Raw genomic sequence first — 21,978 nt, 5'->3', positions numbered from 1 at the left:
TTTGACACCCTTTCACCTCACTGGTCAGCGCACATTCCGACCATTACCCGACGAAACACCTCTCCCGCCCGGGGCTTCGGATCGGGTACGGTCGCGGCGCTGTGCGGAGCGGCTTCAAGGAGCAGGTATTGCGCGAGTTCACCGTCCCCCCGTTGGCGTCGGCGCCCCAGGCCGGAGGACTGGCGGATGCCGTCTTCGAGCATGCGGAATCCGATCCTCATCGGGTGGCGCTGGGGCGCAAGACGCCTGACGGCCACTGGGAGGACGTGACCTCGGCCCAGTTCCGGGACGAGGTGGTGGCGCTCGCCAAGGGACTGCTGGCCCAGGGCGTCCGGTTCGGCGACCGGGTCGGCATCATGTGCCCCACCCGCTACGAGTGGACGCTGTTCGACTTCGCGCTGTGGACGGTGGGCGCGCAGAGCGTGCCGCTGTACCCGACCTCCTCCGCCGAGCAGGTCTTCTGGATGCTGCACGACTCGTCCGTGTCGGCGTGCATGGTCGAGCACGAGGACCACGCCATGACGGTCGGCTCGGTGGTCGGGCGGCTGCCGCACCTCGAGCGGCTGTGGCAGCTGGACGCCGGGGCGCTGGAGCAGCTGCTGAGCGACGGCGAGTCCATCGACGACGACCTGGTCCACCGGCACCGGCTGGCGATGACCCCGGAGCAGCCGGCGACCATCATCTACACCTCGGGCACCACCGGCCGCCCCAAGGGCTGTGTGATCAGCCATGCCAATCTGATGGCCGAGTGCGACAACGTCGTCGAGCGGTACGAGGACGCCTTCCACTCCAAGCGCGGCGACGAGGCCGCCACGCTGCTCTTCCTCCCCCTCGCCCACGTCTTCGGCCGGATGGTCGAGGTCGCCGCGATCCGCGGCCGGGTCAAGCTCGGCCACCAGCCGAAGCTGGCGGCGTCCGCGCTCCTGCCGGACCTCCGGTCCTTCCAGCCGACCTTCATCCTCGCCGTGCCGTACATCTTCGAGAAGGTGTTCGCGGCGGCGCGCCGCCGCGCGGAGGCGGACGGCAAGTCCGGGCCGTTCGAGAGGGCGGTCGAGATCGCGGTGCGGTACGCGGAGGCGGTGGAGGAGAAGGCGTTCGGCATCGGCGCGGGCCCCAGCGCCTCGCTGCGCATGCAGCACCAGTTCTTCGACAAGCTCGTGTACAGCAAGGTGCGCGGCGCGATGGGCGGCCGCGTCCGGCACGGGATGTCGGGCGGCTCGGCCATGGAGCGGCGGCTCGGGCTGTTCTTCCGGGGCGCGGGCGTCACCATCTACGAGGGGTACGGACTCACCGAGTCGACCGCGGCCGCCACCGCCAACCCGCCCGAGCGGACCCGCTACGGCACGGTCGGCCAGCCGATCCCCGGCACCACGGTGTACATCGCCGACGACGGCGAGATCTGGCTGCGCGGCGGCCAGATCTTCAACGGCTACCTCGGCGACCCGAAGGCGACGGATGCCGTGCTGCGCGACGGCTGGCTGGCCACCGGCGACCTGGGCACGCTGGACGACGACGGCTATCTGACGATCACCGGGCGGAAGAAGGAGATCCTGGTGACCTCCGGCGGCAAGACCGTCTCACCGGTGTGGCTGGAGGACCGGGTGCGGGGGCATCCGCTGGTGGCGCAGTGCATCGTGGTCGGCAACGACCGCCCGTACGTCGCGGCGCTGGTCACCCTGGATCCGGAGGCCGTTTCGCACTGGCTGACGATGCGCGGCAAACCGAAGATGGCGGCAGCCGAGCTGGTACGGGACCCGGATCTGGAGACCGAGATCCGGCGGGCGGTGGTCGCGGCGAACACCACCGTCTCGCAGGCCGAGTCGATTCGTACCTTCCGCATACTTGCCGCGCAGTTCTCGGAGGAGCATGGTCTCCTGACACCGTCCCTGAAGCTGAAGCGGAAGGCGATCGAACAGGCGTACGCCGTCGAGGTCGAGGCGCTGTACCACGCATAGGCCGCGCACCGCGCCTGGGCGGACGCACGGCGCCCGGTCGGCCGAGGGGACACGCGCACTCCCTGGGAACCACCGAGCCGCGAAGGGGACACGAAATGATCGATGTCATTCTCCCCGCACTTCCCGAGCGCGAACTGACTCCGGTCTCCGAGGAGACCCCCCAGGCCCCGGCGCTGACCGGGCGCATCACCCTGGGCGGACCGGTGTCCGTCCCGGTCACCTCCGAACTGGTCGCCGCGGACCCGGAACTCCTGGCCTTCGTGGAGGCCGAGGCGCACACCGCCGTCTACCATCTGCTGCTCTGCGCGGTCAGCTGCACACAGGACCCGACGCCCTTGGGCAAAGAGCGGGTCGCGCTGCACACGGTCAACCTCGATCTGACCCTGTCGACGGAAGCGGACACCGAGGCGGCCGGGCCCGCCGCCTTCGGACCGGTCGCCTGGTCCATGGCCCCGCATCAGCTCACCGATACCGCCGATCCGTCCGCACCGGTCCGCCTCGGCCCCCGGCTGGCGCTCCGGGACGACAGCCACGCGCCGCCGCCCGGCGAGCGGGTCTGCCTGGAGGCCCGGCGCGAGCTGCGCTCCGACCCGGGCTGGGAGATCCGCCGCACCGGCACGGTCCCCATCGGCGGTACGTACCGGCTGGCCATGGTGGTGCGGGCACCGCGGGGTACGGTGAGCCTGGCGGCGGTCGCCGTGGGCGCGACGGTACGCGAGGGGCACACCCTCCACCGTTTCCGCGCGGAGATCCCGCGGCCGGTGCGGCTCGCGGACCGGGAATGCGTGGCGCCCGGTGATCGTTGACAACAGAGTACGTGTTCGCATTCCGACGTAAGGATCGACCGCTCGTGAGCAAGGTCCCCTTCATCACCCTCAACAACGACGTTCGGATCCCGCAGCTCGGCTTTGGCGTCTGGCAGATACCCGACGACGAGGCGCAGGTCGCGGTGCGTAACGCCCTGGACGCCGGATACCGCCACATCGACACCGCGGCCATCTACGGCAACGAGGAGGGCACGGGGAAGGCGCTCGCCGCGTCGGGTGTCGCGCGCGACGAGGTGTTCGTCACCACCAAGCTCTGGAACTCCGAGCAGGGGTACGACTCCACGCTCCGCGCCTTCGACACCTCGCTGACCAAGCTCGGCCTCGAGTACGTGGACCTCTACCTGATCCACTGGCCGCTGCCCGAGGTGGACAAGTACGTGGACACCTGGAAGGCGTTCGAGAAGATCTACGCCGACGGCCGCGCCAAGGCCATCGGCCTGTCCAACTTCCACCCCGCCCACACCCAGCGGCTGCTCTCCGAGGCCTCGGTCACCCCGGTGATCGACCAGGTCGAGCTGCACCCGCAGCTCCAGCAGTCGGAGCTGCGCGCCTTCAACTCCCGCCACAACATCGCCACCGAGGCCTGGTCCCCGCTGGGCCAGGGCAAGGGCCTGCTGGAGGAGCCGAAGCTCGCCGAGATCGCCGCGAAGCACGGCAAGAGCGCGGCGCAGGTCGTGCTGCGCTGGCACCTCGACCTGGGGAACGTGGTGATCCCGAAGTCCGTGACGCCGTCCCGGATCAAGGAGAACATCGACGTCTTCGACTTCGAGCTGGACTCGGAAGACCTGTCCGCGATCGGCTCCCTGGACTCGGGCAACCGCCTGGGCCCGAACCCGGACACGTTCAACCTGACCCAGGTCTGACCGACATCCGGTGAACGTCTGACGGCCGGTCGCCACCGCCCCGTCGCGCACCGCGCGGCGGGGCGGCGTCATGTCCGCGCCCGCCGAGCGCTCCCCTGCCACCGCAATTACGCTTGGCGCTCAGTAGGACACGCAGCGTGACACGCGACAGGAGAACGCACTATGCGCCGCAGACGTCGTCATGGTCTTGAGCTCGCCACGGGCTGCACCGTCGCCATAGCCGCCCTGTTCCTCGCCGGAGCGGGCATACCCGCGAGTGCCAACCCGTCCCCGCCGCCCGGTTCCCACCGGGAGATCCCGCCCGAGGTGCTCGCCGCCATGCAGCGCGACCTGGGCCTGACGGCCGACGAGGCACGGACCCGCATATCCAACGAGTACAAGGCCGGGCAGGCCGAACCCGGCTGGCGCAAGAACCTCGGCAGCAGCTACGCGGGCACCTGGGTGACCGGGAACACCGCCGAACTCACCGTCGGCACCACCGACGAGGCGCAGAGCGGCGCCATCACGGCCTCCGGTGCCAAGGTCACCGTCGTCGGCCACAGCCTGGAGAAGCTGAACGCCGCGAAGGACGCGCTGGACCGGGTGGCCGAGGAGCGCCCCCCGTCCGCCACCACCGCCTCCCTCTGGTACGTGGACGTGAAGAGCAACAGCGTGGTCGTCCAGTCGGCCCAGCCCACCGCGGCCCAGCGGTTCATCGACGCCAGCGGCGTCGACCGCGGCATGGTGCGGATCGTGGAGTCGGCCGAGCGCCCGGCTCCCCTTTATGACCTGCGGGGCGGCGAGGCGTACTACATCAATGCCACCGCCCGCTGCTCCATCGGCTTCTCCGTCGCCCAAGGCACCCAGGCCGGTTTCGTCACCGCCGGGCACTGCGGCGACGCGGGCGACACCACCACCGGCTTCAACCGCGTCGCGCAGGGCACCTTCCAGGGCTCGGTCTTCCCCCGCAGCGACTACGCCTGGGTGGCCACCAACGCCAACTGGACGCCCACGCCCCTGGTGGTCGGCCCCAACTCCACCACCATCACGGTCACCGGCTCCCAGGAGGCGCCGGTCGGCTCGTCCGTCTGCCGCTCGGGCTCGACCACCGGCTGGCACTGCGGCACGATCCAGCAGCACAACACCAGCGTGGTCTACCCCGAGGGCACCATCCGCGGCGTGACCCGCACCAACGTGTGCGCCGAGCCCGGCGACTCGGGCGGCTCGTTCGTCTCCGGCACCGAGGCGCAGGGCGTCCTCTCCGGCGGCTCCGGCAACTGCACCGTCGGCGGTACGACGTACTACCAGCCGGTGAACCCGATCCTCAGCGCCTACGGGCTCACCCTCACCACCGGCTGACGGCCGTCACTCTTCACGGGCCGCCACGTGGAAGGTCTGCGCGGCCAGCAGGAAGGCGTCCGGCCGCCGCATGATCCCGGCCTCGTCGTCCGGGTCGAGCAGCCGGTCCAGGGTGGCGAGGTCGCCGTCGTCGAGACGGTCGGCGGCGGCCTCGCGCCAACGGACCAGCTCGTTCCGCAGGAAATCGCGGGCCGCCGCGCCGAGCGGGGCGGGCAGGTCGAGCAGGAAGCTGCGGCTGGTGGCGCCGGTGAGACCGGCCGCCGTGAGCAGCCCGGGCCAGTCCTCGACGGTCGCCGTCGCGTCCGGCAGCTCGGCCCGCATCTCGGCGAACCGCTCCCCCTGGATGGCATCGAGCCGGGTCAGCAGATCGGGGCGGCCGAGCCCCGCGTCCCGGGGCAGAAAGCGGGTCGGCAGTCCGCCCTCGCCGAGCGCGAGCAGCCCGCCGGGGCGCAGGGCGGCGGCGAGGTGGCGCAGCGCGGCCAGCTGATCGCCCAGATGGTGCACGGTCTTGCTCGACCAGATCAGATCCGCGGTGCCGATCGTGGCCGGGTCGAGCCCCTCCGGCAGCTCGGCGTGCACGGTGGTGACGCGGCCGTCGAGCCCGAGCCGGGCGGCGCGCTCCCGGGCCCGCTCCAGCAGGGCGGGCGTACCGTCCACGGCCACGACCTCGGCTTCGGGGAAGGCTTGGGCGAGGAGGCAGGTCACCACGCCGGGGCCGCTGCCCACGTCGAGGACGCGGCGTACGGAGCCGTCCGACGCGGCGAACCGCCCGCGCAGCCAGGCGGTGGCCTGGTCGTAGACGGGGGTGTACAACTCGGCACCCTGTTCCAGGAGCGGGGCGAAGGCGTCCCAGTCGGGCTGTTGCGTGCCCGGGTGCGTGTGGGTGTGGCCGTGGTTGTGGGCATGTGCGCCGTGGTGTGCGGTCATGTCGTGAGCGTGCGCGCACCGGGGCCGTTTTGCCAAACATCCTTGCCGAACCAGCAAATCAGCTGATCTGACCAATCCGCACCCGCCGGGGCGACGAATGAGATACGACACCTGCGTGGTGTCGTACATGCTCATCCGGAAGGACGGCTAGTGAGAGAGCCCGTGTTCATCGGTGGACCGGCCCCCAGGGGCCCGGACCTCGAGGAGTTGCTCGGATTGGTGGCGCGGGGGGACCAGAACGCCTTCGCGGCGCTCTACGACGCCGTCAGCGGCTCCGTCCTCGGGCTGACGCGCAGTCTGCTGCGCGACCCCGCCCAGGCGGAGGAGGTCACCCAGGAGGTCCTGGTGGAGGTGTGGCGGACCGCGGCCCGGTTCGAACCGGCCCGGGGCAGCGCCATGGCGTGGATCATGACGCTCGCGCACCGGCGCGCCGTCGACCGCGTACGGTCCGCGCAGTCCGCGTCGGACCGCGAGGAGCGCGCCGCGCTGCTGAACCGCACCCCCGCCTTCGACGAGGTGACGGAGCAGGTGGAGGCCAGGCTGGAGCGCGAACAGGTGCGCCGTTGCATGCAGGGGCTCACCGAACTACAGCGTCAGTCCGTGACGCTCGCCTACTACCGAGGCCGCACCTACCGCGAGGTGGCGGAGCTGCTCCAGCTCCCGCTCGGCACGGTGAAGACCAGACTCCGGGACGGACTCATCCGGCTTCGCGACTGCATGGGGGTCGGGGTATGACCAGAGCGGACCGAGCGGATCTGCACACGCTGACCGGCGCCTACGCGGTGTACGCCCTCTCCGGGCGGGAGCTGCTGGCCTTCGAACGGCATCTGGCCGACTGCGAGGCATGCGCCCAGGAGGTACGGGAGCTACGGGCCACCGCCGCCAAGCTCGGCATGGCCACCTCGCTGACGCCGTCGCCCGTGCTCAAGGACGATGTGATGCGGCGGATCGCCACGGTCCGTCAGGACCCGCCGCGGGTGGCGAGAAGCGAACCGGAGTTCTCCGGCGGCGGCGCCCCGCCCCGGCGTTCCTCGCGCGGCCGGTGGCAGAACTTCGCCCTCGCCGCCTGTCTCGCCGGGGCGGTGGCGCTCGGCGGCGTCGCCGTATGGCAGAACCAGCAGGCGTCCGACGCGCGCGACACGGCCCGCCGCTCCGAACAGCAGGTGGCGCGGGTGGAAGCGGTGGCCGAGGTGCTGGCCGCCCCGGACGCCCACAGCCGCAACGCCAAGCTGACGAACGGGGCCACGGGCACGGTCGTGGTCTCCCACGCCCTGGACAAGGCCGCCTTCCTCGCCTCCGGCCTGCCGAAACCGCCCGACGGGCGGGTGTACCAGCTGTGGTTCAGCGACGGCGGCACGATGCGGTCGGCCGGGCTCATGGACACCGCCGGCACCGGCACCGGCCGCGGCACGGCCGCCCTGCTGAGCGGCGCGGTCGGGAAGGCGTCGGGGGTCGGGGTGACCGTCGAGCCCGCCGGGGGCTCCAAGGCGCCGACGACCGATCCGATCGGGCTGATGTCGCTCCCGGCGGGGTGAGGCAGCCCGGTGTAAGGGAAAGGGGTGACCCCACCATCGAAGCCCAGCACCGCGATCGCCGTCTTCACCTCCGACCTGCGGCTGCACGACAACCCCGTGCTCCACGCGGCGCTCCGCGCGGCCGACCGGGTGATCCCGCTGTTCGTCGTGGACCGCCGGGTGGCCGCGGCGGGGTTCGCCGTGCCCAACCGGGTGGCGTTCCTGCGGGACTGCCTGGCCGACCTCGACGCGGGCCTGCGGGAGCGCGGCGGCCGGTTGGTCATCCGTACGGGTGACGCGGTGGAGGAGATCCGCCGGGTGGCCGAACAGGTCGACGCCGGGGAGGTGCACATCGCGGGCGGGGTGAGCGCGTTCGCGGGGCGGCGGGAGGCGCGGCTGCGGGAGGCCCTGGGCGGGGTGCTGAGGGTGCACGGCGCCGTGCTCACCGCCGTCGAACCCGGCACCGTCACCCCGTCCGGGAAGGACCACTTCGCGGTCTTCACCCCGTACTTCCGCGCCTGGCAGGGCGTCGAACTGCGCACGCCCTTCGCCGCACCGCGCGGCGTGCCGGTGCCGTCCGGGGTGCGGTCCGAACCGGTCGCCGCCGTGTCCCTCCTGGGCTCCGGCAGCCCCTCCCCCGGGCTGCCCGAGGGCGGCGAACGGGCCGGGCGCCGCCGCCTCACCGCCTGGCTGCGGTCCGGGCTGGGCGCCTACGCCGACCGTCAGGACGACCTCGCGGGCGACGCCACCTCACGGCTCTCCCCCTACCTCCACTTCGGCTGCCTCTCCCCGGTCGAGCTGGTGCACCGCGCACGGCAGTCCGGCGGGCCCGGCGCCGACGCCTTCGTACGGCAGCTCGCCTGGCGCGACTTCCACCACCAGGTCCTCGCCGCCCGCCCGGACGCATCCCACACCGACTACCGCCCGCGCGGCGACCGCTGGCGCTCCGACGACGACGCCGTCGCCGCTTGGAAAGCGGGCCGCACCGGGTACCCGATCGTCGACGCGGGCATGCGGCAGCTGGCGGCGGAGGGGTGGATGCACAACCGGGCCCGGCTGCTGGTGGCGAGCTTCCTGACGAAGACGTTGTACGTGGACTGGCGGGTGGGGGCGCGGCACTTCCTCGACCTGCTGGTGGACGGGGACGTGGCGAACAACCAGCTCAACTGGCAGTGGGTGGCCGGGACGGGCACGGACACCCGCCCCAACCGCGTCTTGAACCCCCTGTCGCAAGCCCGGCGCTTCGACCCGGACGGCACGTACGTACGGCGCTGGGTCCCCGAACTGGCCGACCTCCCCGGCCGCCGAGTCCACACCCCCTGGACCCTCCCCGAACCCGAACGCACCGCCCTCCCCTACCCACCCCCGATCGTGGACCTCGCCGAAGCGACCACCCGCTTCCACCAGTCCCGCCACACCCCGGATCAGGGGTCGGCTCGGTGACGGCGGGGGAGGGGGAAGAAGCCGCTGGTGCGGGCGGCGTAGGCCGCGTAGGCGGGGCGGTCCGCCATGTGGCGTTCCAGGAGGGCCTTGCCGCTCCCCCGGATCAGGACGTAGGTCATGACCAAAGGAGAGATCAGGGAGATGAGGGCCGGGTGCCAGGCCTCGGAGGCGAGCAGGTAGAGGCCCCACCAGACGCAGAAGTCGCCGAAGTAGTTGGGGTGCCGCGTCCACCGCCACAACCCCTGGTCCATGATGCGCCCCCGGTTGCGCGGGTCGGCGCGGAAGCGCGCGAGTTGGGAGTCGCCGACGGCTTCGAAGGTGAGGCCGAGGAGCCAGAGGGCGGCGCCCGCGGCCGCGGCGGGGCCGAGGGGGCCGGTGGCGTACTGGGCGGCCTGGACGGGGAGGGAGACGAGCCAGATCAGGGCGGCCTGGAGGAGGTAGACGACGCGCAGGGCGTAGAGGTGGCGGTTGCCGGGGGCGCGGGCGAGGAGCCGTTCGTAGCGGGGGTCCTCGCCGTGTCCGCAGCGCCGCACGCCGATGTGGACGGCGAGCCGCAGCCCCCAGACGGCGGTGAGCACGGTGGTGAGCAACCGCCGGGTGCCGTCGCCGTGGCCGTCGGAGGCGGCGAAGGTGACGAGGGCGATGGCGGTGAAGCCGAACCCCCACGCCACGTCGACGATGCGGTGGACGCCCTTGGCGAGGGCGACCAGGAAGGTGACGAGCATGATGAGCAGAGCCGCGATGGCGCTGTACACGAGGCCCTCGCCGAAGGCGGGCCAGGGGAATGCGGTCATGCGGCCTCCAGCGCGGGCGCCGGGTACCAGTCCGCGGGGGTGTCGGGCATGCCGCTGACGCCGCGCGCGGTGGGCCGTACGGCGAGGATCTGGTCGATGCCCATGCGGCGTTCCTCGAAGGCGAGCGCGCCACCGGCCAGGTAGAGCCGCCACATGCGGGCGGTGTGCTCGCCCGCCAGCAGCCGGAAGGCGTCCCACTGGGCCTCCAGCGCCTCGCGCCAGGCGCCGACGGTGCGGACGTAGTGTTCGCGCAGGGATTCGGAGGTGCGCACCTCCAGTCCGGCGGCCTCCAGCAGGCCGATGGTGTCGCCGAGGGGCCGCATGTGGAGGTCGGGGGCGACGTAGGTTTCGATGAAGGCGCCGCCGCCGGGGGTTCCGGCGGCGCGGGACATCTGCTGGACGAGGGCGCGGCCGCCGGGCCGCAGCATGCCGTGGAGGGTGCGGGCGAGGCGCGGGTACTGGTCGTGGCCGACGTGTTCGCCCATCTCCACGCAGGCCACGGCCTCGTACTGGCCGCCTTCCAGGTCGCGGTAGTCGCTCAGGACGACCTCGACGAATTGGCCGAGGCCGAGTTCGTCGACCCGCTCGCGCAGGAAGTCGCGTTCCTCGGGCACCAGGGTGACGGCGGTGACCTGCGCCTTGTGGCGGTCGGCCGCGTACAGGGCGAGGGCGCCCCAGCCGCAGCCGATGTCCAGCAGCCGGGCGCCGGGCACCAGCGCGAGCTTGCGGCAGATGACCTCCAGCTTGTCGCGCTGCGCGTCGGCGAGGCCGTACGAGGGGTCGTGGCTGGTCCAGTAGGCGCAGGAGTACGCCATGGAGGGGTCGAGCAGCCGCTCGTAGAACTCGCTGAGGAAGGCGTGGTGGTGGCTGATGGCGGCGCGGGAGCGGGTCCGGGAGTACGGGGCGCCGCCGAGGCGGGCGCGGCCGCCGGGGGCGGCCGGAGGGGGGCCGATGGCGCCGATCCTGGCGACCCCGGCGGCGGCGCGGGCGCGGGCGGCGAGGGTGACCCGGGGCGGGGTGACGGAGCCCTCGCGGAGGGCACCCCAGACGGCGCGCAGCCCGTCGGTGAGGTCGCCTTCGACGTCGAGGTCGCCGCTGATGTACGCCTCGGCGAGGCCGAGTTCGCCGGGCTGCCACAGCAGCCGCCGCACGGCGCGCGGCGACCGCAGGACGACGCGGGGCGCGTCCGGCGGGCCTGCCTCGCTGCCGTCCCAGGCGCACAGCCGCACCGGGAGCGGCCCGCCGAGCAGGCGTTCGGCGATCGGGGCGAGGGTGGGGGCCGCGTCGCTCATCGGTCTGCCTCCTGGAGCAGGATCTGCTGGACGTCGAGGTAGCGGGCGCGGAAGCCCGCTTCGGAGTAGGCGAGGTAGAAGGTCCACATGCGGCGGAAGGTGGCGTCGAAGCCGAGGTCGGCCACCTGTGCGTCGCGGGCGGTGAAGCGTTCCCGCCACAGCCGCAGGGTCTGGGCGTAGTGGTCGCCGTAGCCGTCGCGCCCGGCGATGTGCAGCCGGGTGTGGCGGGCGGCGCACCGTTCGAGGGCGGTGACGGAGGGCAGGAAGCCGCCGGGGAAGATGTACTTCTGGATCCAGGTGTAGGTGTGGCGGGTGGCGAGCATCCGGTCGTGCGGCATGGTGATGGCCTGGAGGGCTATCCGGCCGCCGGGGGCGAGCAGCCCATCCAGGGTCTGGAAGTAGCGGGGCCAGTACGCCGCCCCGACGGCCTCGATCATCTCGACGCTGATGATGGCGTCGTACTGGCCCTCCAGCTCCCGGTAGTCGCGCAGCAGCAGGGTGATGCGGCCGGTGAGCCCGTCGCGCAGGGCGCGCCGCGCGGCGAGCCGCCGCTGCTCCTCGGAGAGGGTGGCGGTGACCACCTGGGCCCCGCGCAGGGCGGCGCGCAGGGCGAGTTCGCCCCAGCCGGTGCCGATTTCCAGCAGCCGGGTGCCGGGGCCGACCCGGGCGAGGTCGAGCAGCCGGTCGATCTTGCGGTGCTGGGCGGCGGCGAGGTCGTCCCAGGCGGCGGGGAGGCGGCTGAAGAGGGCGGCGGAGTAGCTGAGGGTGGGGTCGAGGAAGAGCCCGAACAGCTCGTTGGACAGGTCGTAGTGGTGGTGGACGTGTTTGGGGGCCGCCTCCAGGGTGTTGTACTGGCCGACGGGGTGGGCCGGGGCCCAGGCGCGGCGCAGCCGCTGCGCCCAGCGGGGGACGATGCGGTCGGCGTGTTCGGCGAACACGGTGAGCACGCCCACCAGGTCCTCGGCGTCCCATTCGTGGGCGAGGTAGGACTCGCCGAAGCCGATCAGCCCGTCCCGGCCGATGCGCCGTATGAAGCCGTCGGGGTCGGCGATCTCCAGCAGCGGTCCGGTGGTGCCGCGGACGGGCGCGGTGCCGTACCGCACCCGCAGCGGGAGCCGGGCCAGGGCCCGGCGGACCAGCGCCCCCGCCAGGGCGTCGCGGGGCCGGGAGGGGCGGGGCCGGTGGGCCACGGCGGGCCAGCGCGCGGCGTCGACGACCGGGTGGTGGGCGGCGCCGGTGGCGTGGTGCAGTTCGGTCACCTTGCCTCCTTCGAGGATGCCCCGGCTTTCAGGCGGGGAAGGAATCGAAACCCTGAAAAGCAGGACAAGGGGAGGTATTTCGACTCTAGGGCGAGATATCGCCCACGCGGTCGGGTAAGGTGCGTGTCGTGCGTTGCGAGAACCAAGCACGCACAACGCGCTGAGCGAGAACCAAGCCAGTGCAACTCCATGCTTTCGGGCAACCGGGCAGGTTCCGTCCCGGCTGGCACTGAGGGAGTAAGGCCTTTCAGGTCGCTGACCTGCGGGGCTTCCTGAGCCAGGAAGCCCTCCGCTTTAGCTGGGGGAGGGTTCAATCCAGGCCCTCCTGTACGGGGTGGCGGGGGCGCGGCTGGAGGGGCAGTCCGCGCAGGTACAGCCGGATGCCCCGGAGCCGGATGTGCCAGGTGACGGCGGCGGTGGCCCAGGGGTGGCGGAGGGCGGCGCGCAGCAGGGCGCGGGGCGTGGCGGGGCGGCCCCGGCCCCGTACGGTCGCGGTGAACGGCCGGGTGCCGTCCCGCTCCAGATGGACGGTCAGGGCGAGCGTCTCGGCGGGGCGCGGCAGCCGCATCCGGTAGCCGCCGTCGACGGGGAAGAACGGCGAGACGTAGAAGTCCTTGGCGGTGTCGGCCCGGCCCTCCTCGTCGGGGCGCAGCAGATAGCAGTGGCGTTCGCCGTAGGTGTTGTGCACCTCGGCGACGACGAGGACGACGGCCCCGGCGCGGTCGTGGCACCAGTAGAGGGTGAGCGGGTTGAAGACGTGGCCGAGGACGCGGGCGTGGCCGAGCATCAGCACCCGTCCGCCGGGCGGGGTGACGCCCTGGGCGGTGAGCCAGCGGTCGAGGGCGGCGCGGAGGGTGGGGCCGGTGCCCGCGAAGTGGTCGCGGGGGTGGAAGCGGGCGAGCGGGCGCAGCGGCCGGGGCAGGCGCGGCAGGTGGTCGAGGTCGACCAGCCACAGGTAGGTGCGGTGGGTGAAGGCGTGGCGCAGCGGGCGGGTGCGGACGTGGGTGATGACGCTGTCGTAGAGGGCGGGGGTGCGGGTGACGGCGGTGCCCGGCGTGGCGGGGGCGGCGGTGTCGTTTCGGACGGCGCGGGCGGCACGGGCTACGCGAGCGGCACAAGCCTCGCGGACGGCACGGGCTACGCGAGCGGCACAAGCCTCGCGGACGGCACGGGCTACGCGAGCGGCACAAGCCTCGCGGACGGCACGGGCGGCGCGAGCCAGGCGGGCAGCGCGGCCGGCGCCGGCCTCGGGTGCGGCACGGGCCTCGCGGGCCTCGCGGACGGCACGGCCCGCGCGGACAGAACGCGCGGCGTGGGTGCGGGCCCGGTCGGCGGGGCGGCGGGGGTGGGTCACCAGCGCACCCCCAGGGCGGCGGCGGCCCGGGCGCCGGAGGCGCAGCCGTCCTCGTGGAAGCCCCAGCCGTGGTAGGCCCCGGCGAAGGCGGTGACGCGGTCGTTGAGGGACAGCAGCCACTGCTGGGCGGCCACCGACTCGGGGGTGTAGACGGGGTGTTCGTACACCATGCGGGCCAGCACCCGGTCCGGGTCCACGCGGTCGCCGCCGCCCAGGGTGACGATGTGGTCGCGGGGGGCGTCGAGCCGCTGGAGGCGGTTCATGTCGTAGCTGATGAGCACCCGGCCGGAGGGGGCGGTGCAGGACGGCATCCGGTAGTTCCAGGCGGCCCGGGCGCGCCGGTTACGGGGCAGCAGGGTGGGGTCGGTGTGCAGCACGGTGTCGTTGCGGGAGTAGCGGAAGGCGCCGAGGATGTCGCGTTCCTCGTCGGTGGGGCGCTCCAGCAGCCGCAGCGCCTGGTCGGCGTGGACGGCGATCACGACGGCGTCGTACGCGGCGTGTTCACCGTCCTCGGTGACGAGGTCGACGCCGTCGGGGTGGCGGACGACGGTGCGCACGGGGGCGGAGGTGTGGAGGGCGGAGAGCTGTTTGGCGATGGCCTCGACGTAGGTGCGCGAGCCGCCGGTGACGGTTCTCCAGGGCGGGGCGCCGGTGACCGACAGCATGCCGTGGTGGTCGAGGAAGCGGAACAGGTAGTGGGCGGGGTAGCGCAGCGCGGTCTCGGCGTCGCAGGACCAGACGGCGGAGACCAGCGGGGTGACGAAGTGGGAGACGAAGTAGCGCGACCAGCCGCCGATGGTGAGGAACATGCGCAGGGTGACCGAGTCGTCCGGCACCCGGTCCAGGAACCGGCGGGCGGCCCGGTGGAAGGCCGGGACCTCGGTGAGCATGCGCAGATAGCGCACTCTGGCGGCGTTGGAGGGCCGTGCGAGCAGCCCGGGCAGGCCGCGCGCCCCGGCGTACTGGAGTCCGCAGCCCTCGCACACCACGGACATGCTCATCTCGGACTCCTGGGTGGAGACGCCGAGTTCGCGGAAGAGCTTCAGCAGCTGCGGATAGGTGCGCTCGTTGTGGACGATGAACCCGCTGTCGACCGGCCACACCCGGCCCCCGGGGGCCGTCACGTGGTGGGTGTGGGCGTGGCCCCCCAACCGGTCGTCCGCCTCGTACAGCGAGACGTCGTGCGTACGTTGCAGTACGTACGCCGCGGTCAGCCCCGCCACTCCGCTGCCGACGACGGCGATCCGCTGCCGCTGCCCGCCCATGCCCGCTCCTGTCGTTCGACACCGCCCTCTCATGGGGGTATTCGGAGCCGATCGGGGAGCGGTTTGGTCACGATTCCCGCGCGGGGGCGGCGGGTTCAGCCATGCGCGCCGTGGCCGGGGGCGGCGGCCTCGATGCGGCGGGCGAGCCCGAAGTCCAGCTCGGTGACCTTGCCGCCGACGCTGTGGGTGTTCACGGTGACGGTGACCTTGTTGTAGCCGAGGGTCAGATCGGAGTGGTGGCCCAGCTCGTCCTGGATCCGGGCGACCTCCGCGACCAGGCCCGCGGCCTGCGGATGCCCGTCGAAGACGTACGTACGGGAGAGCTGGTCGTCCGCGACCGACCAGCCGGGCAGCTGCGCCAGACGCTCCTCGATCTCCTCGCGGGCCAGCGGTTCGACTGCCATGGCGGTTCTCCCTTCATCCGGTGATGGCTCGGCCTTCCACCCTGCCACGGGCACCGTCGCGGTTCCGTTACCGGGGCTTTTTCAGGAGGCCCCGGCGTTCACGCCGGGGGTGAACGCATCTCGGGACTGTCCTGACGTGCACGTCAAAGCGCGTTGAAGCAGGAAGCCCCCGGAAGGGTCAGCCGACCCAGGCCGGAATCCCTGGACTTCAGGCCAGGGAGCACGTCAACTTCGGGGCATGACGACTACTACCACTGTCGCGCCGCCCGGGGTGGGCGCGCTGCTGCGCGCATGGCGGGACCGGCGGCGGATCAGCCAGCTGGAGCTGGCGCTGCGCGCCGACTCCTCGGCCCGCCACATCAGCTTCATCGAGACCGGCCGGTCCCGGCCGAGCCAGGAGATGGTGCTGCGCCTCGCGGACCACCTCGACGTGCCCGTGCGGGAGCGCAACGCGCTGCTGATCGCCGCCGGGTACGCCCCGCACTATCCGGAGCGGGCGGTGGACGATCCGTCGATGAGCGCACTGCGCGAGGGGATGGAGCGGCTGCTGACCGGCTACGAGCCGTATCCCGCGCTGGTGCTGGACGGGACGTACGAGGTGCTGGCGGCCAACCGGGGTATCCAGGCGCTGCTGGAGGGCGTGGCGGACCATCTGCTCACCCCGCCGGTGAACGCGATGCGGATCACCCTCCACCCGGACGGGCTCGCTCCGCGCATCCGCAACCTGAGGGAGTGGCGCGGCCATCTGCTGGACCAGATGGACCGCCAGCTCGCGCTGATGCGCTCCGCGCCGCTGCGCGAGCTGTACGACGAGGTGGCCGGCTATCCGCTGCCCGAGTCGGGCGGTCGGGAGTCGGCCACCGGCGGCGGCCACGCGCCGTTCGCGCTGCCGATGATGATCGAGCACGGCGGGCGGGTGCTGTCGTTCATCTCGACGATCGCGACGTTCAACACCCCCATGGACGTGACCGTCTCCGAGCTGGCCATCGAGACGTTCCTCCCGGCCGACCCGGAGACCGCCGCCGCCCTCAAGGGCATCACGCCGCCGTAGGGACCCGGTCCAGGAAGCCGAGGACGGAGCGGATGCGGCCGTCCTCGGCGAGGGTGATCACATCGGATCCGGCGACCGGCGCGGACCCGTCGGGCGCCACCAGCTCCCAGCTGAAGCGGGCGATGGCGTGGTGCCCGTCGACGCTGCCGAGCGGGCGGAACTCGAAGCCGGGGAACTGCTCGTGCGCCCCGGCGATGACGGCGGCCAGCCGCTCGTGTCCCCGCACGTCGGCCAGCGGGTCGGTGTAGCCGCCGTCCTCGGTCCAGGCGGCGGCGACGGCCTTGGCGAGGGCCTCCGGCCCGGTGGCGTTCCACGCCTCGAAGTAGCGGGCCACGGCGGTGGCGTAGTCGGTCATGTCGTCCCCTCCAGGGCGGTCACGGTGTCGTTGTCCGGATCCCGGGCCGGAGTGCGCCGGCCCGGAACCCGATGACCTCACTGTGCCGCCGTGGGTACGAGGCGGTCGATTACCGCCGGGGTAATGACCGGGGCGGAAGCGCCGGGTTCAGTGGCGCTGGGTCTGCGGGGACTGGGACTCGACCAGGGCGATGGCCTCTTCCTTGGTCGCGACCGAGGGCGGCGAGCCCTCCAGCGGCTTGCGGGCCGTCTCCTTCATCACGGCCGAGGCGATGATGCCGACGATCGCCGCGAGCATCGTGTAGTACGCGGGCATCAGGTCGTCACCGGTGCCGCTGACCAGGGCCTCGACGACGAGCGGGGTGGTGCCGCCGAAGAGGGAGACGGAGATGTTGAAGGCGATGGACAGGGAGCCGTAGCGCACATCGGTCGGGAAGAGCGCGGGCAGGGAGGCCGACATCACGGCGACGTAGGGCAGCAGACACATGCCCAGCAGCAGCAGACCCGCGAAGACGGGGACGACGCCGCCCTGCTTGATGAGCAGGAACGAGGGCACCGCGAGGACGAAGAAGCCGATGGACCCGGCCAGCAGTGCGGGCTTGCGGCCGACGCGGTCGGAGAGCCGCCCGACGAAGGTGATGGCCGCCATGAGCACCAGCATCACGATGATGATCGAGACGAGGGCCTTGGTCTCGCTGTAGTGGAGCGTGGACGAGAGGTACGTCGGCATGTACGACAGCAGCATGTAGTCGGTGATGTTGTACGCGGCGACCAGCGCCATGCACAGCACCATCGCGCGCCACTGGGTCCGGAACACCTGCCAGAACGGCAGCGTCGTGCGCTCGTGCGCCGCGGCCGCCTCCTCCTCCAGCTTCTGGAAGGCGGGGGTCTCGTCCAGCTTCAGCCGCAGGTACAGGCCGACGAGTCCGATGGGCGCGGCGGCCAGGAACGGGATGCGCCAGCCCCAGGACATCATCGAGTCGTCGGAGAGCGTCACGGTCAGGATGGTGACCAGTCCGGCCGCGGCGGTGTAACCGATGAGGGTGCCGAATTCGAGGAAGCTGCCGAAGAAACCGCGCCGCTTGTCGGGGGCGTATTCGGCGATGAACGTGGACGCGCCGCCGTATTCACCACCGGTGGAGAATCCCTGCAACATGCGGAACAGGATGAGGAGCGCGGGCGAGGCGTAGCCGATGGAGTGATAGCCCGGTATGAGACCGATGGCGAGCGTGCTCGTCGCCATCATGATCATGGTGAAGGACAGCACCTTCTTGCGCCCGATGCGGTCACCGAGCGGCCCGAAAAACATACCTCCCAGCGGCCGTACGAGAAAGGCCACCGCGAACGTCGCGAAGGAGGACAGCACCTGGATCGTGGCGTTCCCACCGGGGAAGAAGACCTTGCCGATGGTGACCGCGAGATAGCTGTAGATCCCGAAGTCGAACCACTCCATGGCGTTCCCCAACGCGGCCGCCTTGACCGCGCGGTGAACGTCCTTCTCCTCGGTGACCGTGATGTCAGTGCGCCGCAGAGGAGGGTTCTTGCGCCGCTTGATGGCGCGGTGGAGCATGGGGTGCCGGACTGCGGCGGGGGCATCGGAATCGGTCAGGGCAGGCACAGCTATTTTCTCTCTCTTCGTCAGACGGATTCGTGCGCCTACCCAGCGGTTCCTGGTTGATGCACATAACCGGTCTGGAGGTCTCGTGATGGAGTCAGCCGCCCGTGTGTTCGCCCGGCTCAGTACGGACGAGCCGATCACCAAAACCGAAGTCCTGATGGGCAAGGCCGTGGTGCTCGGCGGGAGCATGGCCGGAATGCTGGCGGCGCGGGTGCTGTCCGACCACGCCGAAAGCGTGGTCATCGTGGAGCGGGACGCCTTACCCGCCACCGCCGCCCCGCGCCCGGGCACCCCGCACGACGGACAGCTGCACACCCTGATGCACGGCGGCCGGATGCAGTTGCGGCGGCTGTTCCCCGGCTTCGAGGACGAGGCGGAGGCGGGCGGCGCGATCATCTCGTCCCCGTACACCATCCGGGCCTACGCCGACGGCGTCCCGAAGGTGAGCGACGGCACGATGGGGCTCATCTCCAGCAGCCGCCCGTTCCTGGAGTCGCTGGTCCGGCGGCGCACCCTGGCCCTGCCCAACGTGAAGGTCCTCACCTGCCGCGCCCGGGGCCTGGAGTTCCGCGCGGGACGGGTCAGCGGGGTGCGCTGCGGCGGGGCGGGCGAGGACGAATGGGTCGAGGAAGCGGACTTCGTCGTCGACGCCATGGGCCGGGCCAGCAAGCTCGGCGACTGGCTGGAGAAGAACGGCTGGCAGCGGCCCGCGATGCGGCGGATGGCCATCGACATCGACTACGCCACGGGCTACTTCCGGCGCACCGACGCCGACCCGGAGCTGGCCGCGGCCATCGCCTACCGGACCCCGACCGCGACCCCGCCGCGGGTGGCGAGCGGCGCGATCACCGCCATCGAGGGCGACCGCTGGCTGATCACCCTGGCCAACTACGGGAAGCAGCCGCCGATCCGGGACGTGGCGGAGTTCCGGAAGCTGTGCGGCGAGCTGCCGCCGGTCTACCGCGAGGCGGTCGCGGGCGATCAGCTCGGCGAGATCCTCCCCTACCACCAGGCCGACAGCCGCCGCCGGGACTTCCATCTCCTCACCCGGTTCCCCGCCCGGCTGATCAGCGTCGGTGACGCGGTCGCCTCGTTCAACCCGATCTACGGGCAGGGCATGTCCTCGGCCACCCTGCACGCATCGGCCCTGTCGGAGTATCTGCGCTCCCGGCCGGACCTCGACGCCCCCGCCCGGAGCTTCTTCGCCCTCCAGCGCGTCGTGGTGGACGCCGCCTGGCAGATCTCCACCTCGGCCGATCTCGCCCGACCGGACGTGACGGGCCCGTATCCGCGCGGCTACCGCCTCAGCAAGTGGTTCGCCGAGCAGATCGCCGACGCCTCGGTGACGGACCGGTCCGTCGCCGTGCGGTTCAACTCGGTGACGTACATGCGCACCCACCCCCGTTCCCTGGCCGCACCGTCCACGCTGCTGCGCGCCCTGCGGGTCAACCGCTCGCAGGGGAAGCCGCAGCGCGAGAAGGGTTAGCCGAATTGTTCGTCTCACTGGCCCGGTTCACCTGCCGCCGCAGCAAACTGGTGCTGTATCTGTCCGGAGTGCTGCTCGTCATGGCGGGCGCGCTGGGCGGCGGAGTGATCAAGGAGCTGTCCGCCGGAGGGTTTGTCGACAACTCGACGGAATCGGCGAAGACCGCGCAGGTCATGGACGACAGATTCCGGGCGGGCGCCCCGGACCTCGTCCTGCTCATCTCCGACGAGCGGGGCGTCGACTCCCCCGCCGTGGCCGCCGCCGGGGCCCGGCTGACCGAACGCGTCGCCGATGAGCCCGGGGTCGAGCAGGCCGCGTCGTACTGGTCGCTGGGCAAGGCCGCGCCGCTGCGCGCCGAGGACGGCCGCCAGGCGCTGCTGATGGCCCGGATCTCCGGCGACGAGGACCAGGTCCAGAACACCTTCAAGCGGCTGGAGAGCCACTACCAGCACGGCGCCGAAGGGCTGGACATCCGGGTGGGCGGCAACGCCCTCGCCGACAAGGAGATGTCCGAGACCACCGAGAAGGACCTCATCAAGATCGAGGCGGTGACCTTCCCGGTCCTGCTGGTGGTGATGCTGTTCGTGTTCCGCAGCGTGGTCGCCGCCCTGGTGCCGCTGATGGTCAGCGGGCTGACCATCCTGTCGGTGCTGCTGGTCATCCGCATCCTGACCCTGTTCACCGAGGTCTCGGCGCTCGCCAGCAACGTCACCACCGGCCTCGGGCTCGGCCTCGCCATCGACTACAGCCTGATCCTCATCAAGCGCTACCGGGAGGAGCGGGGCCGGGGTTCGGAGACCGATCAGGCCCTCGCCACCACCCTGCGCACCGCGGGCCGCACCGTGCTGTTCTCCGCGGTGACCGTGACCCTGGCGCTCGGGGCGCTGCTGGTGTTCCCGTTCTACTTCCTGCGCTCGTTCGCGTACGCGGGGATCCCGACCGCCCTGCTCGCCGCGTTCGTCTCGCTCACCTTCCTGCCCGCGCTGCTGAAGGTGCTGGACCACCGCATCGAGAAGGGGCGCGTCCTGCGCCGCCGCACGCCGAAGGCCGAAGACGGCTCCGGGGAGGGCTTCTGGCACCGGCTGGCCACCGGGGTGATGCGGTTCCCGCTGCCCGTCGCGGGCGCCGTCACCGCGCTTCTGCTGCTGCTCGGCGCGCCCTTCCTCGATCTGCGGCTGAGCCTGCCGGACGAGCGGGTGCTGCCCGCCGGGAGCCAGGCCCGGCAGGTCGGCAGCGACATCCGGGACGGCTTCCGGGCCCAGGAGACCCAGGCGCTCAACGTGGTCCTGGACCGCACCCCCGGGCCCGGCGACCGGAACGTGGCCCCGTACGCCGAGCGGCTGTCGAAGCTCGGCGATGTGTCCCGGGTGGACAGCGAGGCCGGGACGTTCGCCGACGGACGGCTGGTGCAGCGGCCGTCGGAGCTGTCGAAACGCTTCGGCTCCGGCCACAGCACCTATCTGTCCGTGGTGCCGAGCCACCAGTCGCTCTCGGAGGAGGGGCGCGCGCTGGTCCAGGACATCAGAGACCTCCCGGCGCCCTACCCCGTCCAGGTGGGCGGGCCCGCGGCGGAGCTGACCGACTCCATCGACTCGATGAACGCCCGGCTGCCGGTGGCGCTCGCGGTGATCGCCGCCAGTTCCTTCACCGTGCTGTTCCTCTTCACCGGCTCCCTGCTGCTGCCCCTCAAGGCGCTGATCCTCAACTGCCTGAGCCTGAGCGCCACCCTCGGCGTGCTGGTGTGGGGGTTCCAGGACGGTCATCTGGAGGGGATCGTGGGCGACTTCGTGGTCACCGACTCGATCACCTGGACCGTGCCGGTGCTGCTGTTCTGCATCGCGTTCGGGCTGTCGATGGACTACGAGGTGTTCCTGCTGTCCCGCATCAAGGAGGAGTACGACAGAACCGGGGACAACGTGGCGTCGGTCGCCCGCGGCCTGGAGCGCACCGGTTCGATGATCACGGCCGCGGCGGTGCTGATCGCCATCGTGTTCCTGGGCTTCCTGATCTCCGGCATCGTCTATCTCAAGGCCATCGGGATCGGTCTTGCGCTCGCGGTGCTGATGGACGCCACCCTCGTCCGGGGCACCCTGGTACCGGCGTTCATGCGGCTGGTCGGCAAGGGCAACTGGTGGGCGCCGAAGCCGCTGCGGGCGCTGCACGCCAAGGTGGGGCTTCGGGAGAAGTGACCGACCAACGGGAAGCGCCGGGCGCGTCCGGGGAGGTCCCGGACG

18 protein-coding genes and 1 pseudogene are annotated in these 21,978 nt (G+C 71.9%); 10 read left to right on the top strand and 9 right to left on the bottom strand.

Annotated elements, in window-relative coordinates; all coding sequences use genetic code 11:
- Nucleotides 1–128: 128 nt before the first annotated feature.
- From LCH29_RS07860 to LCH29_RS07845, 4 genes are all read left to right on the top strand, one after another.
- A complete protein-coding gene (locus LCH29_RS07860) occupies nucleotides 129–1,955 on the top strand; it encodes an AMP-dependent synthetase/ligase (RefSeq protein ID WP_446460970.1) in 1,827 nt (608 codons plus the stop codon).
- 95 nt (nucleotides 1,956–2,050) lie between these two features.
- The gene (locus LCH29_RS07855; RefSeq protein WP_446460969.1) at nucleotides 2,051–2,761 is read left to right on the top strand and encodes a hypothetical protein; all 711 of its coding nucleotides are present in this window, start codon (nucleotides 2,051–2,053) and stop codon (nucleotides 2,759–2,761) included.
- A gap of 44 nt (nucleotides 2,762–2,805) precedes the next feature.
- Complete coding sequence (locus tag LCH29_RS07850; RefSeq protein ID WP_446460968.1) at nucleotides 2,806–3,645, top strand: aldo/keto reductase; 840 nt, start codon at nucleotides 2,806–2,808, stop codon at nucleotides 3,643–3,645.
- 162 nt (nucleotides 3,646–3,807) lie between these two features.
- Complete coding sequence (locus LCH29_RS07845) at nucleotides 3,808–4,983, top strand: S1 family peptidase (protein WP_446460967.1); 1,176 nt, start codon at nucleotides 3,808–3,810, stop codon at nucleotides 4,981–4,983.
- A gap of 6 nt (nucleotides 4,984–4,989) precedes the next feature.
- Here LCH29_RS07845 and LCH29_RS07840 read toward each other — a convergent pair whose 3' ends face one another.
- Nucleotides 4,990–5,910 (bottom strand): class I SAM-dependent methyltransferase, encoded by a 921-nt coding sequence (locus tag LCH29_RS07840; protein ID WP_446460966.1) that lies wholly within the window; start codon nucleotides 5,908–5,910, stop codon nucleotides 4,990–4,992.
- A gap of 150 nt (nucleotides 5,911–6,060) precedes the next feature.
- Between LCH29_RS07840 and LCH29_RS07835 the strand changes: the two genes are divergently transcribed.
- From LCH29_RS07835 to LCH29_RS07825, 3 genes are read left to right on the top strand one after another with little or no spacing between them, the layout of a single operon-like run.
- Complete coding sequence (locus tag LCH29_RS07835; RefSeq protein ID WP_446460965.1) at nucleotides 6,061–6,645, top strand: sigma-70 family RNA polymerase sigma factor; 585 nt, start codon at nucleotides 6,061–6,063, stop codon at nucleotides 6,643–6,645.
- Nucleotides 6,642–7,445, top strand: coding sequence for an anti-sigma factor (locus LCH29_RS07830; protein WP_446460964.1), 804 nt, complete (start codon nucleotides 6,642–6,644; stop codon nucleotides 7,443–7,445). The genes LCH29_RS07835 and LCH29_RS07830 overlap by 4 nt, the downstream gene beginning before the upstream one ends.
- Before the next feature lie 24 nt (nucleotides 7,446–7,469).
- Nucleotides 7,470–8,867, top strand: a complete 1,398-nt coding sequence (locus LCH29_RS07825) for a cryptochrome/photolyase family protein (RefSeq protein ID WP_446460963.1) — start codon at nucleotides 7,470–7,472, stop codon at nucleotides 8,865–8,867.
- Here the strand turns inward: LCH29_RS07825 and LCH29_RS07820 are convergent.
- The 6 genes and pseudogenes from LCH29_RS07820 to LCH29_RS07795 all read right to left on the bottom strand — a co-directional run bounded on the left by LCH29_RS07820 (nucleotide 8,849) and on the right by LCH29_RS07795 (nucleotide 15,235).
- Nucleotides 8,849–9,661 (bottom strand): DUF1295 domain-containing protein, encoded by an 813-nt coding sequence (locus LCH29_RS07820; protein ID WP_446460962.1) that lies wholly within the window; start codon nucleotides 9,659–9,661, stop codon nucleotides 8,849–8,851. The two genes, LCH29_RS07825 and LCH29_RS07820, sit on opposite strands and share 19 nt — an antisense overlap.
- Nucleotides 9,658–10,953, bottom strand: a complete 1,296-nt coding sequence (locus LCH29_RS07815; RefSeq protein ID WP_446460961.1) for a class I SAM-dependent methyltransferase — start codon at nucleotides 10,951–10,953, stop codon at nucleotides 9,658–9,660. Before LCH29_RS07815 ends, LCH29_RS07820 begins: the two co-directional genes overlap by 4 nt.
- Complete coding sequence (locus LCH29_RS07810) at nucleotides 10,950–12,212, bottom strand: class I SAM-dependent methyltransferase (RefSeq protein WP_446460960.1); 1,263 nt, start codon at nucleotides 12,210–12,212, stop codon at nucleotides 10,950–10,952. Before LCH29_RS07810 ends, LCH29_RS07815 begins: the two co-directional genes overlap by 4 nt.
- Before the next feature lie 310 nt (nucleotides 12,213–12,522).
- Nucleotides 12,523–13,239 (bottom strand): annotated as a pseudogene (locus LCH29_RS07805) (DUF1365 domain-containing protein); the annotation flags it as partial.
- A 323-nt stretch (nucleotides 13,240–13,562) separates the two neighbouring features.
- A complete protein-coding gene (locus tag LCH29_RS07800) occupies nucleotides 13,563–14,831 on the bottom strand; it encodes an NAD(P)/FAD-dependent oxidoreductase (RefSeq protein WP_446460959.1) in 1,269 nt (422 codons plus the stop codon).
- 95 nt (nucleotides 14,832–14,926) lie between these two features.
- Nucleotides 14,927–15,235 (bottom strand): 4a-hydroxytetrahydrobiopterin dehydratase, encoded by a 309-nt coding sequence (locus tag LCH29_RS07795; protein WP_009714060.1) that lies wholly within the window; start codon nucleotides 15,233–15,235, stop codon nucleotides 14,927–14,929.
- A gap of 238 nt (nucleotides 15,236–15,473) precedes the next feature.
- Between LCH29_RS07795 and LCH29_RS07790 the strand changes: the two genes are divergently transcribed.
- Nucleotides 15,474–16,286, top strand: a complete 813-nt coding sequence (locus LCH29_RS07790) for a helix-turn-helix domain-containing protein (RefSeq protein WP_446460958.1) — start codon at nucleotides 15,474–15,476, stop codon at nucleotides 16,284–16,286.
- Here the strand turns inward: LCH29_RS07790 and LCH29_RS07785 are convergent.
- Both LCH29_RS07785 and proP read right to left on the bottom strand, forming a co-directional pair.
- On the bottom strand, nucleotides 16,273–16,641 hold the full coding sequence (locus tag LCH29_RS07785; RefSeq protein WP_446460957.1) for a nuclear transport factor 2 family protein: 369 nt from the start codon (nucleotides 16,639–16,641) through the stop codon (nucleotides 16,273–16,275). The two genes, LCH29_RS07790 and LCH29_RS07785, sit on opposite strands and share 14 nt — an antisense overlap.
- A gap of 147 nt (nucleotides 16,642–16,788) precedes the next feature.
- A complete protein-coding gene (gene proP / locus LCH29_RS07780) occupies nucleotides 16,789–18,210 on the bottom strand; it encodes a glycine betaine/L-proline transporter ProP (RefSeq protein WP_446461281.1) in 1,422 nt (473 codons plus the stop codon).
- 136 nt (nucleotides 18,211–18,346) lie between these two features.
- Here proP and LCH29_RS07775 point away from each other — a divergent pair, with 136 nt between their 5' ends.
- Nucleotides 18,347–19,744 carry an FAD-dependent oxidoreductase gene (locus LCH29_RS07775; protein ID WP_446460956.1) on the top strand — a complete coding sequence of 466 codons (1,398 nt, stop codon included), beginning with the start codon at nucleotides 18,347–18,349 and terminating at the stop codon, nucleotides 19,742–19,744.
- Nucleotides 19,745–19,749: 5 nt separating this feature from the next.
- Entirely contained in the window at nucleotides 19,750–21,933 is a 2,184-nt protein-coding gene (locus LCH29_RS07770) for an MMPL family transporter (protein ID WP_446460955.1), read from the top strand.
- Nucleotides 21,934–21,978: the final 45 nt, after the last annotated feature.

Source organism: Streptomyces sp. BRA346 (assembly GCF_052851135.1).
Note: the sequence above shows the minus strand (reverse complement) of the source record. Positions and strands in the feature narration are given on the sequence as shown.

Excerpts from the sequence above, each read along its gene's own strand:
- LCH29_RS07815 (WP_446460961.1), bottom strand. The coding sequence starts at position 10,953 with ATGAGCGACGCGGCCCCCACCCTCGCCCCGATCGCCGAACGCCTGCTC.
- LCH29_RS07785 (WP_446460957.1), bottom strand. The coding sequence starts at position 16,641 with ATGACCGACTACGCCACCGCCGTGGCCCGCTACTTCGAGGCGTGGAAC.
- LCH29_RS07840 (WP_446460966.1), bottom strand. The coding sequence starts at position 5,910 with ATGACCGCACACCACGGCGCACATGCCCACAACCACGGCCACACCCAC.
- LCH29_RS07790 (WP_446460958.1), top strand. The coding sequence starts at position 15,474 with ATGACGACTACTACCACTGTCGCGCCGCCCGGGGTGGGCGCGCTGCTG.
- LCH29_RS07820 (WP_446460962.1), bottom strand. The coding sequence starts at position 9,661 with ATGACCGCATTCCCCTGGCCCGCCTTCGGCGAGGGCCTCGTGTACAGC.
- LCH29_RS07800 (WP_446460959.1), bottom strand. The coding sequence starts at position 14,831 with ATGGGCGGGCAGCGGCAGCGGATCGCCGTCGTCGGCAGCGGAGTGGCG.
- LCH29_RS07845 (WP_446460967.1), top strand. The coding sequence starts at position 3,808 with ATGCGCCGCAGACGTCGTCATGGTCTTGAGCTCGCCACGGGCTGCACC.
- proP (WP_446461281.1), bottom strand. The coding sequence starts at position 18,210 with ATGCTCCACCGCGCCATCAAGCGGCGCAAGAACCCTCCTCTGCGGCGC.
- LCH29_RS07830 (WP_446460964.1), top strand. The coding sequence starts at position 6,642 with ATGACCAGAGCGGACCGAGCGGATCTGCACACGCTGACCGGCGCCTAC.
- LCH29_RS07795 (WP_009714060.1), bottom strand. The coding sequence starts at position 15,235 with ATGGCAGTCGAACCGCTGGCCCGCGAGGAGATCGAGGAGCGTCTGGCG.
- LCH29_RS07855 (WP_446460969.1), top strand. The coding sequence starts at position 2,051 with ATGATCGATGTCATTCTCCCCGCACTTCCCGAGCGCGAACTGACTCCG.
- LCH29_RS07775 (WP_446460956.1), top strand. The coding sequence starts at position 18,347 with ATGGAGTCAGCCGCCCGTGTGTTCGCCCGGCTCAGTACGGACGAGCCG.